Here is a 13,420-nt window from a genome sequence, read left to right on the forward strand (position 1 = left end):
GGATTGTCCTTTCGGCTCGTGGGCCTGTACCGCACGCGTGGCAGCATGAGGGTATGCAGCAATCCGAAGCCCTGACCATTCTCGACGCCGGCGCCAATGCTTTCATAACCGGTGCGCCCGGCGCAGGCAAGACATACGTGCTCAATGAGTTCATAGCACGTGCCCGCAAGCGCGGGGCCACAGTGGCTGTCACTGCTTCGACCGGCATCGCCGCCACCCATATCGACGGACAGACCATTCATTCCTGGTCGGGTGTGGGCATCTCCAAGGTCATGACCGCCAATCTTCTCAAGCGCATCCGTTCCCGGCGCAAGCGGCAGATCGGCGGAGCCGACGTTTTGGTCATCGACGAGGTATCGATGATGCATGCCTGGCTTTTCGACATGGTGGACCAGGTCTGCCGGGCGGTGCGCCGCAGTCCGGAACCGTTCGGTGGCCTGCAAGTGGTGCTCTCCGGCGACTTCTTCCAGCTGCCCCCGGTCTCCCGTTCGGGGCGCGACAACGATCTGATTGCCGCCAATCCGGAATTCCAGGCCTCCCGCGCCGCATATGCCGAAGCCGGCAAAGACCCCGAAGGCTTTGTCACGGAATCCCTGGTCTGGCCCGAACTCGAGCCGGTCGTGTGCTACCTGACCGAGCAGCACCGCCAGGATGACGGTCAGCTGCTGACGGTCCTGACCGATATCCGCGAGGGGGCGGTCAGCCAGGAGGACCATGAGGTGCTTGCCGGCCGCTTGGGTACCGGGCCCGAGCCAGGTCAGGTCGCCGTCCACCTTTTTCCCGTCAACAGGCAGGCCGACAGCCTGAATGACCTGCGCCTGTCGCAGATAGTGGAGGAGCCGCACGAATATATGGCGACCCAGACCGGCGACCCCAAGCTGGTGGAACGGCTGAAGAAGAACATGCTGGCCCCCGAATGCCTCCAGCTCAAGACGGGTGCCGCCGTGATGGCCCTGCGCAACGACCAGGACCACCAGTATGTGAATGGCTCCATTGGTAAGGTCAAGGGGTTCACACCCAGAGCCACATCCAAAGCCAAGGGCGGCTGGCCCATCGTGGCATTCGAAAACGGCAACACCGTGACCATGAAGCCGGCGGCCTGGGAGATGATGGACGGCGACACGCTTTTGGCGGCGGTCAACCAGGTGCCTTTGCGCTGCGCTTGGGCCATCACCATCCACAAATCCCAAGGCATGACCCTGGACGCCGCTGTCATGGACCTGCGCCGCACCTTCGCACCCGGCATGGGATATGTGGCCCTCTCCCGGGTGGAGGCCCTGGACGGGCTCTACCTGCAGGGAATCAACGAGCACGCCTTCCTGGTTTCGCCTGAGGCTGTGATCCTCGATTCGCGGCTGCGCGCCAACTCCCAGGCTGCCTGTGCCCGCCTGGCCGACGAAGGTTCCGACTCCTTCACCAAGCAGGCCATCGGCCAGGCTGAGGACGAGTTCGGCCAGGACGTCCTCTTCTGAGCCGGGGGGTCACCATTCGGCTCTGTTGCCATCCACAGGAATGGGGCATGACAGGCGGGCCATGTCGCGCACGCGGATGCCGTGTTCGTGGGTGGGGCCGGGGTAGGAGCGCAGGAAGTAATCGCGGTCAATACGGGTCATGCGCATGCCGCATCGTTGATAGAGCGCCAGGGCCTCGAAGCTGGTGGACCCGGTACCCACCTTCAGCCGCCTCATCCCCAGCTCGGCCGCCCGTTCCTGTGCGAAGCCCACCATCCGAGTGGCCACGCCCCGTCTGCGGAGGGGCTCGGCGACCGCGATATTGACGACTGCCAAGGTCTCAGGCTGCCTTGGGAACAAAACAACACCCCGCCAGTTCATCGCCGCCATAAAACCGGTGGAGTTCGCTGCGGTGAAGATGGCGCTCGTTGCTGTCCACCGACGGGTCCGCCGCCGACAGCAGCCGCATGGTAACCGGGTCCGCCGTGCCTACGCTGGCTGCACTCGTGCGTGTAAGTTCCATGGACGCCTCGCCTCTGCCTGCTTGTCGGGTCACCTTAGCATGGGCCAAGCGGCTGTACAGGGGCATGAGGGCTGCTGCAGGCTGAAGCAGCGGGCTCGCTTGTCGCTCAAAGCGCATATTCTGGGGCTATGAAATCCACAGCACTACGCATGTCATCGCTCTTTTTGCGCACCCTTCGCGAGGACCCGGCGGACGCAGACGTCGACTCGGCCCGGCTCCTGCAGCGTGCCGGTTACATCCGCAAGGCTGCCCCGGGTGTCTGGACCTGGCTTCCGCTTGGACTGCGCGTCCTGAAGAAGGTGGAGGGCATCGTCCGTGAGGAGATCGAAGGTATCGGCGCCCAGGAGGTCCACTTCCCGGCCCTGCTGCCCCGAGAGCCCTACGAGGCCACCCACCGCTGGGAGGAGTACGGCGATAACATCTTCCGACTCAAGGACCGCCACGGGGCCGACTACCTGCTGGCGCCCACGCACGAGGAGATGTTCACCCTCCTGGTCAAGGACCTGTATTCGTCATACAAGGACCTGCCGGTCTCGCTCTATCAGATCCAGACCAAGTACCGCGACGAGTTCCGCCCCCGTGCGGGTCTGGTACGCGGTCGGGAGTTCATCATGAAGGATGCCTACTCCTTCACGATCGACGAGGAGGGTCTGCGCAAGGCCTATCAGGATGAGCGCGGCGCCTACGAACGCATCTTCCGCCGCCTGGGCGTCGACTACGTCATCGTGCATGCGGTCTCCGGGCCCATGGGCGGTTCCGAGTCCGAGGAGTTCCTGGCGCCGTTGGCCATCGGCGAGGACACCTTCGCGCTCGCCCCCTCCGGTAAGGCCTGGAACGTCGAGGCGCTGACAACGCCGGCAGTTCAGGATGTGGACCATTCCTCAACGCCCGCGATGGAGGCGCGTGAGACTCCGGATTCAAAGACCATCGAGGCCCTGGTGGCGCAGGCCAACGCCCTTTACCCGCGTTCCGATGGCGCCGAATGGACCGCCGCCGACACGTTGAAGAACCTGATCATCGCGGTTAAGCACGTCGAGGATGAGGAGCACGAGAAGCCCTGGCGCGAGATTGTCGCCATCGGCCTGCCCGGCGACCGCCAGGTGGACATGAAGCGGCTGGAGGCCCAGTTCGCGCCGGCCGAGATCGAGGAAGCCACCGAGGAGGACCTGAAGGCCCACCCCGAGTTCGTCAAGGGCTACATCGGACCCATGGCGCTTGGCCCACAGGCGCGCGAAAAGGAGGGCATCGCCGAGCCGGCGCGCTACCTGATGGATGCTCACGTGGCCCGAGGTTCGGCCTGGATCACCGGTGCCGATCAGGAGGGTATGCACATCTTCAACGCCGTCTATGGCCGCGATTTCGAGTCGGATGGCACGGTCGAAGCGGTCGAGGTGCGTCAGGGCGACATGAGCCCGGACGGTTCAGGGCCTTTGAGTTTCCAACGTGGCGTGGAAATTGGCCAGGTCTTCCAGCTGGGCCTGAAGTATTCGAACGCTCTGGGCCTGAAGGTCCTGGACCAGAACGGCAAGGCCGTGCCGGTCTGGATGGGCTGCTACGGCATCGGTGTCTCCCGCGTCCTGGCCTGCATCGCCGAGGCCCACCACGACGAGCGCGGTCTGGCCTGGCCCGCCGCCGTGGCCCCCGCCCAGGTCCATCTGATGGCTACCGGTAAGAAAGCCGAGGCCTTCGATGCCGCCGAGCAGCTGGTGTCCGAGCTGGAGGAACGCGGCATCGAGGTCATCTACGACGACCGACCCAAGGTCTCCCCAGGCGTCAAGTTCAAGGATGCCGAACTCCTGGGCGTGCCACTGGTGGCCATCGCCGGTCGTGACACCATAGCCAACGGCACCATAGAAATCCGCAACCGGGACGGCTCCGACTCCGTCCAGGTCCCCGCAGCCGAGACCGCTCAGACCCTGGCTGATCGCATAGCGGCCCTGCGATAGGGGGAATCTGGAATAAACGCGGGGTGGGTGCAGGTTTATGGCACCCACCCCCTTTTTGTTTGCCGACGGCCACCGGTTCATCCTCTTAGGCATATGTTCTTGGCCCCGACAAGTGATGATGGCGCATTAGCGTACCCCCCCCCCCCCAAGTATTCCTATCGCATATGTGACGGGAACAGGCTGCCTGCCTTGGTGCTTGTCGGTTGCAGGCCCAATATCGTAGAAGCCTGATGATGCACACGCCCTGATGCGCCGGTGCTCGGCAACTTATACGCGGCGCCGTAGGGCGGACGGGGGGCGAATCGCGCTTACGGCTCGAAGGTGAGCTCCAGGGGGAGGTGGTCCTGGCGCTCACCGGTGTCGAGGGGGCGGCAGGAGGTGATGGACTTGGCGACCCGGTCAGAGGACAGCCAGTAGTCGATCCTCCAGCCGGAGTTATGGGCCTTGGCGGTGGGGACGCGCTGGGCGAACCAGGTGTAGATGGACCGCTCCTCACGCCCGTCCTTGAAGGTGGGCGACGCATCGCCGTGCAGGAGGCGGAAGGAGTCGGTGAAACCGGCATCCAGGAGCTTTCCGAAGTGAGCGCGTTCCTCGTCGGTGAAACCGGCTGAATGGTGGTTGGACTGTGGGTTGGCGAGGTCGATCTCGTCGTGGGCCACGTTGAAGTCGCCGCCGACGAAGACCGGCAGGCGCTTGTCGAGCCGACGGAGATAGTCGCGGAAACGGTCGTCCCAAACCTGGCGGGCCTTGAGCCGGATCAGACCGTTGCCCGAGTTCGGCGTGTAGACCGTGACCACGTAGAAATCCGGGAATTCGAGCGTCAGCACCCGCCCTTCGGAGTCCATGGTGTCGGGGGCGCCGATTTGCGGCCGTTCCACATCGGGGGAGGGCAGGGACTTCTTGTAGAGCATCATAGTGCCTGCGTAGCCCTTGCGGGCCGGGGGCTCGGACGTGTTGTAGACGATCTCGTAGTCAGGGAAGCGCTGGCGCAGAATGCCCAGCAGCATATCGGTCTTCTTGGGGACCGAGGAGTTGAGCTTGGTCTCCTGGATGGCGAAGACATCAGGGCTGGCCTGGGCCACCTCTTCGACGACGGCCTGCGACAGGGCGCTACGGTCGCTGGAGCCGGCCAGTGCGGCGTTCAGGGAGTCGATGTTCCAGGAGATGAACTTGTAGGCCATGTCTGGTCCTCTCTGCATTGATGTGCGACCTCCAGTCTAGGCAGCGCAGCTGACCGGTTGGCTGGAACCTATCCGGCGACTTATCCACCGGTATGGGCCGATGTTCCATGTTCGACCACATTCTCCGGCCGGGATGTGGCTGTGCCCGGTGACGGTGCACCATGGTGCCTACCGCGCGGTCCGGGCCGCAAGTGGTTGGTCGTGGCGGGCCGTGGGTTGAAGCTGCCACCGCCGGTCGACCTGCTCGGTCCCGCGGTCCACTCCGTTGCAGACGGGCGGTGTGGAGCGATGCAGTGACAGCGGTGTGCACAAGGGAAATGGGAATCGGAAGGAACGAAGATGGCAATGCACCAGACGAAAATGACGATGACGGGTTTCGTGGGAAAGGACCCCGTTTCGATAGGACGTGAGGGGGCCACTCCGGTCTGCACCTTCCGCCTGGGGTCCAGCGACGGTTATTACGATGCGAAAACCCGGGCCTGGCGGGAGTTCCCGACCACCTGGATGACGGTCAAGGCCTTCAAGGCCCTGGCCAACAACGTGCTCCAATCGGTCCACAAGGGCGACCCCGTCCTGGTCACCGGTTCGGTATCCACGGAGGAATGGGTCAAGGATGGGGCCAAACGCAGCTCCCTTGTCCTGGAGGCGGAGAGCATCGGACATGACCTGAGCATGGGGGTCTCGGGCTTCCGTAGGGTCAGAGCGGGATCGCCGACGGAGGGGAGTGCTGGTCCTCCCTCAGTGCAACAGGCGTCTGTAGGCCGGGATGGGGCGGGTTGGAGGCAAAAGGCGCAGGATGACGATGCGTCCGTATCCACCGGATCGGACGGGCCTGCGATGGACCCGTTTTCCGGCCATGACCCGATGGCTCTGACCGGCGACAGCCCGGATATGCGGAAGACGTCCGGCCCGGCCGTGGACGTCTTCTGATTACGGATGGCAGGGAACAGCCGGGCCGGGCGGCGGACGGTCACCAGATGCTGACGCGCTCCTGAGGTTCCCGCCACATCCGATCGTCCTTGGTCACGTTGAAGGCCTCGTAGAACTTCTCTACATTGGAGACGATTCCGTTGGTGCGGAACTCGGCCGGTGAATGCGGGTCGATCTGCAGGTACTGCTCGGCCAGTTCGTCGCGCTCCTTGGACCGCCAGATGGATGCGTATGAAAGGAAGAAACGCTGCAGGCCGGTGTAGCCGTCCATCTTGCCGGCCCGCGACAGGGCATGGGAGATGCCTTCAGGGGAGGCGTCCTGGTCGATGCCCGCATCCTTCTGCAGGGCGAAGGCGTAGGCCTTGAGCGCGATGTTGACGCCGCCCAGGTCGCCGATGTTCTCGCCGATGGTCAATGCGCCGTTGACGTGTGGGACTTTGTCGGGGGTATCGGCGTATTTGTCGGCCAACTGCTGGGGGGTGAAGCCGTTGTATTGCGCAATCAGTTTGCCCGTGCGCCCTTCGAAGTTGGCGCGGTCCTGCTCGGTCCACCAATCATGCAGGCGGCCGTCGCCGTCGTACTTGCTGCCCTGATCGTCGAAACCGTGGCCGATCTCATGACCGATCACGGAGCCGATGCCTCCATAGTTGGCAGCGTCGTCCGCCTCTGGATTGAAGAAGGGGGGTTGCAGTATGGCGGCCGGGAAGACGATCACATTGAGTGAGGGCTCATAGTACGCGTTGACGGTCTGCGGGGTCATCAGCCACTCGTCCTTGTCGACCGGCCGGCCCGCCTTGGCGAATTGATAGCCGGACTCGTACAGGGCCGCGCGTTCCATGTTCTCCACAAGGCTCGCCTCGGCTGCAGGACGGAAGGCCGTGTAGTCGCGCCACTTGCGTGTGTATCCGATCTTGGGTTCGAACTTGGACAGCTTGTCCAACGCCTTGGCCTTGGTGGCCTCGCCCAGCCAGTCGGAGGTGGAGATCGAGGCACGGTAGGCGTCGATCAGGTTGGCTACCAACTCCTCCATACGTTCCTTGGAGGACTCGGGGAAGTGGCGCTTGACGTATTCCATGCCGACTTCCTCGCCGCAGACCCCGTTGACCAGGGAGACGGCACGCTTCCAGCGGTCGCGCATCTGGGTGGTGCCGGAGAGGACCTTGCCATAGAAGTCGAAGGCGGTCTGGTCGAAGTCCTGGCTCAGGTAGGAGGCCTGGCCGACCAGCGTGTGCACACGGGCCCACAGCTTCAAATCCTCCAGGTCGCTGGCCTGCCAGAGGGTATTGAGACCTTCCAGGAAACTGGGCTCATGGACGATCGTATGGGCCATGGCTCGCATGATGTCGACAGGCTGGGCTTGTGCCCCCTCGGTGGTGTCGTAGGCTTTCTGCCAGGCCAGCGTCCACGCTTCGATGTCCAGCTGGGACAGCGTGGCCTTCAGTTCGGAGAAAGCGGTGGGGTTGTATGTCTTGTCCTCGTCACGGGTGGAGACGTTGTCCCAGTGCTGGGCGGCGATCCGGGTCTCGAAGGCCATGAACCGGCCGGCCTGCTCCCGGCCTTGGGCCTCGTTGTCCGCGTATCCGGCCAGTTGGAGCAGACGGGAGACCATCGTCACATAGCCCTGGCGGATCGGCTCGTAGCGGTCCTCCCGATAATAGGCCTCGTCGGGAAGGCCGATGCCGCCTTGGGCGATGTGGATGACGTTGTGCTCCGGGTCACCGGGGTCGCCATAGACACCCATGTCGAACAGATCGGGGCCGCCGGCTGGGCTCATTGATCCCAGTAGTTTGGTCAGGGTCGGCTTGTCCGATACGGCGTCGATGGCCTTCAGCCGGGGGAGCAGGGGGTCGAGGCCTGCACGCTCGATCGCGTCCGTGTCAAGGAAGGAGCGGTATATGATCGCCGATTTGGCGGCCGGGCTGTCAGGGTCCTCCAGGATATCGCGAATCTGCGCCTGGGCGTCCTCGGCCAGCTGGTCGAAGGAGCCGAATCGGGAGCGGTCGGCCGGCAGGTCGTAGGTGTCGATCCAGGGGCCGTTGACGAAACGGAAAAGGTCGTCCTGTGGTCTGATGACTGATGAGAATGATGCCGGGTCGAGTCCGGACTTGAGTTGAACGTTGGTCATACTGTTCAAGCCTAACCGCCGGTCCTGCCGCGGGCAAGACAGTCAGAGCAATTGGGCGGAGCGGGGCCGTCGCAGTTTCGTGCCTCGCGAAATCAACGTCCGAGCACCGCTGGAAGCCGGCTACGGCCTAGACTGGTGAGGTGCCCTGGCGTAGGGTCGGGCAACAGAAGGAGTCAATCATGAGCGCATACAACGAGGGTCCTCAGGGGCCCTACCGTCCGGAACAGTATGGCAGCCAGGGCCAGAGCGCGGAAGGCCCCTACCAGCCGGCCCCCGGAGGACCTGTGCCGCCCAAGGATCCCTTCCGTCTGATAGTGGAGGACCTATCGGTCAAATCACTCAACCTTGTGCGTACGGTGATCGGTCTCGTAGGCGCAGTGGCGATGATCATAGGCCTGGCCTTGTTAGTCGCGCCAGGCAAGACCCTGATTGTCTTCACCGTCGCCCTGGGTGTCTACTTCATCGTTTCAGGACTGGTCCGCCTCATCACCTCGATTGTGGCCCAAGGCCTTCCCGGCGGATGGCGGGTTCTGGGTGTCCTGGTCGGCGCCCTCCTGTCCATCGGTGGCGTGGTGATCGTCAAGAACACGACCCTGTCCGCCTCCACACTGCTGGTTCTGGTCACCCTGATCGTGGGCCTGGGATGGATCATGGAAGGCATCATGACCCTGGCTGAGTCCTGGGCTGTGCCCCACTCCGGTTGGGCGATCTTCAGTGCGGTGGTCTCCATCATCGCCGGTGTCTTCATCCTGATCAACCCTCTGGGCTCCACGGCCGTCCTGGTGATTTTCGGCGGCTGTGCACTGCTGGCCTTGGGTGTCGTCTCCCTCATCCGAGCTTTCACTTTCGGTCGTCGGCGCTGACCCTCGCCGCGGGGAACCCCAGGGCATAGAGTGGTTGCAGCGTCAGTGTGAAAGGATCGGCAAACGGTGATTGAGATCAAGACCAGGCAAGAGATCGAGCAGATGAAGCCCGCTGGAAGGTTCGTGGGTGCGATTCTCAAGCAGCTGCGGGGCATGGCCAAGCCGGGCGTCAATCTGTTGGAGCTGGACGACTATGTCAAGGGCCAGATTGAGTCACGCAAGGGGGCCGAATCCTGCTACGTGGATTATGCGCCTGACTTCGGCACCGGTCCCTTCGCCCATTACATCTGCCTGTCGGTCAACGATGCCGTCCTGCACGGCGTGCCTTTCGACTACACGCTCAAGGACGGCGACCTGCTCTCCATGGATCTGGCCATCAGCGTGGACGGTTGGGTGGGGGACTCGGCCATCAGCCTGGTGGTCGGTGACCGTAAGGATCCGGAGGACCTACGTCTCATCAAGGCGACGGAGGATGCGCTCCAGGCCGGCATCGCGGCGGCCCGGTCAGGCAACCGGTTGGGCGACATCTCGGCTGCGGTCGGGGATGTGGCGCATGCGAACGGGTACAGTGTGAATGTGGAGTTCGGCGGGCATGGTGTCGGTCATGTCATGCATGGAGACCCGATGGTCCCCAATGACGGATCTGCCCATCATGGGTTCAAGCTGCGGCCCGGCCTGGTCATCGCCATCGAGCCCTGGTTCATGGCCGGTACCGATGAGATTTTCCAGGATCCCAAGGACGGTTGGACGCTGCGTTCGACGGATGGCTCCAGGGGGGCTCACACCGAGCACACCATCGCCATCACCGAAGGCGACCCGGTCATCCTTACCGCCCGCGACGAGTGAGTGTGGGGATGGATGCACGTGTCTGGCGAGGTCGTTTTGGGACCCGTCCCCGGTAGAGTGGGACTCACGATGAACACGCAGATCAGACCAGGTATGAACGCCGTCACGCATGACCTTTGACCTCCTGCCCGAGAATTGGACCGAACGGCAGTGACGATGCAGTGAAGGATGACGGTAGGATATGGCGGAATTCGATTTTTCCCAGGCCCTGAACGCGGCGCGGGCCAAATATGACATGATTGCGAAAGCCCTGGATCCGGACGCCCTGCGTCAGCGGGTCCAGGAGCTGGAGCGGGAGGCTTCGGCCCCTGGGCTTTGGGATGACCAGGGGCATGCCCAGCAGGTCACCACCCGTCTGTCCGCCATCCAGGGTCAGCTGAAAAAACTGGAGTCGGCGTCCAGTCGTCTCGACGATGTGGAGACGCTGGAGGAACTGGGGCGCGAGGAGGGTGATCAGGACACCCTGACCGAGGCCCAGAACGAGGTCGAATCCATCGGCAAGGATCTGGCGGATATGGAGATCCAGACCCTCCTTGATGGTGAATACGATGAGCGACCGGCAGTGGTGACCATCCGTTCCGGCGCGGGCGGGGTGGACGCCGCCGACTGGGCCCAGATGCTCCTGCGAATGTACCTGCGGTGGTCGGAGCGCCACGGATACAAGACCAAGGTGATGGACACCTCATACGCCGAGGAGGCGGGCATCAAATCCGCGACCTTCCAAGTCGATGCCCCCTACGCCTACGGCCGGCTGTCGGTCGAGGGGGGCACCCACAGGCTGGTGCGCATCTCGCCGTTCGACAACCAGGGTCGTCGGCAGACCTCCTTCGCTGCGGTCGAGGTCATCCCCCTGGTGGAGCCCACCGACCACATCGACATTCCCGATTCGGACATCCGGGTGGACACCTACTGCTCGTCCGGACCCGGCGGGCAGGGTGTCAACACCACTTATTCGGCTGTGCGCATCACTCACTTGCCGACCAATATCGTGGTGACCATGCAGGACGAGCGCAGCCAGATTCAGAACCGTGCCGCCGCAATGGCGGTCCTCCAGTCCCGCCTCCTGGTCATGCGCCACGAGGAGGAGGCCAGGAAGAAAAAAGAGCTCGCCGGCGACATCAAGGCTTCCTGGGGGGATCAGATGCGTTCCTACGTGTTGCATCCCTACCAGATGGTCAAGGATCTACGGACCGGATATGAGACCTCGCAGACCCAGGCCGTGTTCGACGGCGACATCGACGCTTTCATCGAGGCCGGTATCCGCTGGCGCCACCAGCAGCGCCGGCAGGATCAGGCAGAGCGCGAAGGGCGCTGACCGTCGGAGCGGGGTGCACGCCGGGGGAGCGTGTCGCTTCTGCGAGGAAGGTGTCCTGCACGCTGTGAGTGTGCGCGGGTCCGGGCTAGTCTGGGAGTCTGGCTTCGTCAAGGAATGGAGAGGGTATGGCACTGATTTCGCTTAAGGACGTGACCAAGATCTACCCCAAGGGGACCAGGCCCGCCCTGGACGGCGTGAACCTGCAGATCGACCGTGGTGACTTCGTCTTCCTGGTGGGTGCCTCCGGCTCCGGCAAGACCACCCTACTGCGTCTGCTCCTGCGCGAGGAAGAGGCCACGGAAGGGGAGATCCGTGTGGCTGGAAACGATCTGCGTCGTTTGAAGAACCGGCAGATTCCACTCTATCGGCGCTCCATCGGCTTCGTCTTCCAGGACTACAAGCTGCTGACCAATCGCACGGTCTGGCAGAACGTGGCTTTCGCCTTGGAGGTCATAGGGGCCAAGCGTTCCACGATTAGGACCATGGTGCCGCAGGTGCTGAAGACCGTCGGGCTGACCGGCAAGGAGGGTTCATATCCGCATGAGCTCTCCGGCGGCGAGGCGCAGCGCGTGGCCCTGGCCCGTGCCTATGTGAACCACCCGGGGATTCTGCTGGCCGATGAGCCGACCGGTAACCTCGATCCCACGACCTCCCTGGGCATCATGGAGGTCCTCGACGCGATCAACCGTACCGGCACGACCATCGTGATGGCCACGCACAATGAGGAGATCGTCAACTCCATGCGCAAGCGTGTGGTCGAGCTGCACAGCGGCCATATCATGCGTGATGAGCGTCATGGATCTTACGATTCGGCCAAGTTCTTCCCCGATGCGGACGTGGAGGCCCGTGCCCAGCGGGCCCTGGGCAAGACCGACGTGCGTCCGCCGGCTGTCAGCTCCGCGCCTGCGATGGCTGAAACGCAATTCGGCGACGAGGGCATAGCCCGCCTGGCATCTTCGGTCCACTCGGGCAGGACCGGTCGCTATGGGAAGGCTTTCGCCCCCCTGGAGGAGACCCTGACCTGGGGCAAGGGTTTGCAAGTGGAGGAAGCGGACCGGACTCAGCCCCCGGAGGCACCGGAAACGCCAGGGCCTGAGAAGGCCGAAACCGACGACCCGGACAGCAGGTTCCGCGCGCCGAACACCGATGCTGGAACCGTGGAGGCCGAGCGGGACGACGGGGCCGAAACGGAAGGTCGTGACTCCATGGATGAAGACAACGGCGGCAAGGAGTCGAGTGAGGGCCAGTCGCAATCCGACGAGGGCACCCGAGGAGGAGATCGATGAGATTTCGGTTCATACTGTCCGGTACCTGGGACAGCCTCAAACACAACGGTTCGATGATACTGTCAGTGATGATGGTCACCTTCATCTCCTTCCTCTTCATCGGTGCCTCCGGACTCATGCAGGCCCAGATCGCCAAAGCCAAGGGCGATTGGTACTCCCAGGTGGAGGTGGTGGTATGGCTCTGCCCGGATGGTGCCTCTCAGGCCGCCTCGTGCGCGGCTGGCAAGGCGCCGACCAAGGCCCAGATCGTCCGGTTGGAGAACACGATTCATTCGGAACTGGGCGATTCGGTCTCCAAGATCTCCTATGAGAGCCGGGAGGATTTCTACAAGAACACTTTCCTCAAGCAGTATCCGAACGGCAACTACCAGGGCAGGACCCTGACCGCGGCGGACATGCAGGACTCCCTTCGGCTCAAGCTCACCGACCCGACCAAGTACCAGGTGGTCTCGGAGGTGCTATCCGGTCGAGACGGGGTGGAGGACGTGCAGGACCAACGGCAGATCTTCGACCCGGTCTTCAAGATATTGAACCGTGCCACGGCGGTGACCGTCGTATTGGCGGCTGTCATGGTAGTGGTGGCCATTCTGCTGACCGGTACGACCATCCGCATGTCCGCGGCATCACGCAAAAACGAGACCGAGATCATGCGCCTGGTGGGGGCTTCCAACTGGACCATCCGCATGCCGTTCATCCTGGAGGGTGTTGCCGCTTCGCTACTTGGCTCAGTAATGTCGGTCGGCGCACTTTCCGCAATCGTGAAGCTGTTCATCACGGATTGGCTGGCACAGACCGTACAGTGGATGCCCTACATCAACCAGCGCACGGTCTGGCTGATGGCACCGGCGCTGGTGTTGGGCGCCCTGGCGCTGTCGGCTCTGGCTTCGACGGTCTCACTGCGGCGCTATCTGAAGGCGTGATGACGAGGCCTCCCCGGACGTGATGGTCCGGCGA

The 13,420-nt window shown here is 63.4% G+C and carries 12 protein-coding genes; 8 read left to right on the forward strand and 4 right to left on the reverse strand.

Annotated elements, in window-relative coordinates:
- Nucleotides 1–53: 53 nt before the first annotated feature.
- Nucleotides 54–1,472: a PIF1 family DEAD/DEAH box helicase gene (locus CRD59_RS02150; protein WP_113852952.1), complete on the forward strand. Its 1,419-nt coding sequence runs from the start codon at nt 54–56 to the stop codon at nt 1,470–1,472.
- 9 nt (nt 1,473–1,481) lie between these two features.
- On the opposite strand, the gene CRD59_RS02155 is transcribed toward CRD59_RS02150, so the two are convergent.
- Nucleotides 1,482–1,787 (reverse strand): GNAT family N-acetyltransferase, encoded by a 306-nt coding sequence (locus CRD59_RS02155; protein WP_161522253.1) that lies wholly within the window; start codon nt 1,785–1,787, stop codon nt 1,482–1,484.
- Nucleotides 1,788–1,791: 4 nt separating this feature from the next.
- Nucleotides 1,792–1,974 carry a hypothetical protein gene (locus tag CRD59_RS07940; RefSeq protein ID WP_161522254.1) on the reverse strand — a complete coding sequence of 61 codons (183 nt, stop codon included), beginning with the start codon at nt 1,972–1,974 and terminating at the stop codon, nt 1,792–1,794.
- A 128-nt stretch (nt 1,975–2,102) separates the two neighbouring features.
- On the opposite strand from CRD59_RS07940, the gene CRD59_RS02160 reads away from it, so the two are divergent.
- The gene (locus CRD59_RS02160; protein ID WP_201736517.1) at nt 2,103–3,920 is read left to right on the forward strand and encodes a proline--tRNA ligase; all 1,818 of its coding nucleotides are present in this window, start codon (nt 2,103–2,105) and stop codon (nt 3,918–3,920) included.
- Nucleotides 3,921–4,228: 308 nt separating this feature from the next.
- Here the strand turns inward: CRD59_RS02160 and CRD59_RS02165 are convergent, their stop codons facing one another.
- On the reverse strand, nt 4,229–5,101 hold the full coding sequence (locus CRD59_RS02165) for an exodeoxyribonuclease III (protein ID WP_113852955.1): 873 nt from the start codon (nt 5,099–5,101) through the stop codon (nt 4,229–4,231).
- A 339-nt stretch (nt 5,102–5,440) separates the two neighbouring features.
- Between CRD59_RS02165 and CRD59_RS02170 the strand changes: the two genes are divergently transcribed.
- Nucleotides 5,441–6,031: a single-stranded DNA-binding protein gene (locus CRD59_RS02170; RefSeq protein ID WP_113852956.1), complete on the forward strand. Its 591-nt coding sequence runs from the start codon at nt 5,441–5,443 to the stop codon at nt 6,029–6,031.
- Between the two features lie 40 nt (nt 6,032–6,071).
- On the opposite strand, the gene CRD59_RS02175 is transcribed toward CRD59_RS02170, so the two are convergent.
- Nucleotides 6,072–8,156: a M13 family metallopeptidase gene (locus CRD59_RS02175; RefSeq protein ID WP_113852957.1), complete on the reverse strand. Its 2,085-nt coding sequence runs from the start codon at nt 8,154–8,156 to the stop codon at nt 6,072–6,074.
- Nucleotides 8,157–8,335: 179 nt separating this feature from the next.
- On the opposite strand from CRD59_RS02175, the gene CRD59_RS02180 reads away from it, so the two are divergent.
- The 5 genes from CRD59_RS02180 (at nt 8,336) to ftsX (ending at nt 13,386) form a co-directional block, all read left to right on the forward strand.
- Complete coding sequence (locus CRD59_RS02180; RefSeq protein ID WP_113852958.1) at nt 8,336–9,019, forward strand: HdeD family acid-resistance protein; 684 nt, start codon at nt 8,336–8,338, stop codon at nt 9,017–9,019.
- 66 nt (nt 9,020–9,085) lie between these two features.
- Complete coding sequence (gene map / locus CRD59_RS02185) at nt 9,086–9,865, forward strand: type I methionyl aminopeptidase (protein WP_113852959.1); 780 nt, start codon at nt 9,086–9,088, stop codon at nt 9,863–9,865.
- 181 nt (nt 9,866–10,046) lie between these two features.
- Nucleotides 10,047–11,180 carry a peptide chain release factor 2 gene (prfB, locus tag CRD59_RS02190; RefSeq protein WP_113852960.1) on the forward strand — a complete coding sequence of 378 codons (1,134 nt, stop codon included), beginning with the start codon at nt 10,047–10,049 and terminating at the stop codon, nt 11,178–11,180.
- A 125-nt stretch (nt 11,181–11,305) separates the two neighbouring features.
- Complete coding sequence (gene ftsE, locus CRD59_RS02195; RefSeq protein WP_113852961.1) at nt 11,306–12,466, forward strand: cell division ATP-binding protein FtsE; 1,161 nt, start codon at nt 11,306–11,308, stop codon at nt 12,464–12,466.
- Nucleotides 12,463–13,386 carry a permease-like cell division protein FtsX gene (gene ftsX, locus CRD59_RS02200; protein ID WP_113852962.1) on the forward strand — a complete coding sequence of 308 codons (924 nt, stop codon included), beginning with the start codon at nt 12,463–12,465 and terminating at the stop codon, nt 13,384–13,386. The genes ftsE and ftsX overlap by 4 nt, the downstream gene beginning before the upstream one ends.
- Nucleotides 13,387–13,420 lie beyond the last annotated feature (34 nt).

It is taken from the genome of Bifidobacterium xylocopae (assembly GCF_003315615.1).
Classification (GTDB): domain Bacteria; phylum Actinomycetota; class Actinomycetes; order Actinomycetales; family Bifidobacteriaceae; genus Bombiscardovia; species Bombiscardovia xylocopae.

Bases quoted from the DNA above. Each gene is read 5' to 3' on its own strand.
- CRD59_RS02150 (WP_113852952.1), top strand. From the start codon at position 54: ATGCAGCAATCCGAAGCCCTGACCATTCTCGACGCCGGCGCCAATGCT.
- CRD59_RS07940 (WP_161522254.1), bottom strand. From the start codon at position 1,974: ATGGAACTTACACGCACGAGTGCAGCCAGCGTAGGCACGGCGGACCCG.
- CRD59_RS02160 (WP_201736517.1), top strand. From the start codon at position 2,103: ATGAAATCCACAGCACTACGCATGTCATCGCTCTTTTTGCGCACCCTT.
- CRD59_RS02165 (WP_113852955.1), bottom strand. From the start codon at position 5,101: ATGGCCTACAAGTTCATCTCCTGGAACATCGACTCCCTGAACGCCGCA.
- CRD59_RS02170 (WP_113852956.1), top strand. From the start codon at position 5,441: ATGGCAATGCACCAGACGAAAATGACGATGACGGGTTTCGTGGGAAAG.
- CRD59_RS02175 (WP_113852957.1), bottom strand. From the start codon at position 8,156: ATGACCAACGTTCAACTCAAGTCCGGACTCGACCCGGCATCATTCTCA.
- CRD59_RS02180 (WP_113852958.1), top strand. From the start codon at position 8,336: ATGAGCGCATACAACGAGGGTCCTCAGGGGCCCTACCGTCCGGAACAG.
- prfB (WP_113852960.1), top strand. From the start codon at position 10,047: ATGGCGGAATTCGATTTTTCCCAGGCCCTGAACGCGGCGCGGGCCAAA.
- ftsE (WP_113852961.1), top strand. From the start codon at position 11,306: ATGGCACTGATTTCGCTTAAGGACGTGACCAAGATCTACCCCAAGGGG.
- ftsX (WP_113852962.1), top strand. From the start codon at position 12,463: ATGAGATTTCGGTTCATACTGTCCGGTACCTGGGACAGCCTCAAACAC.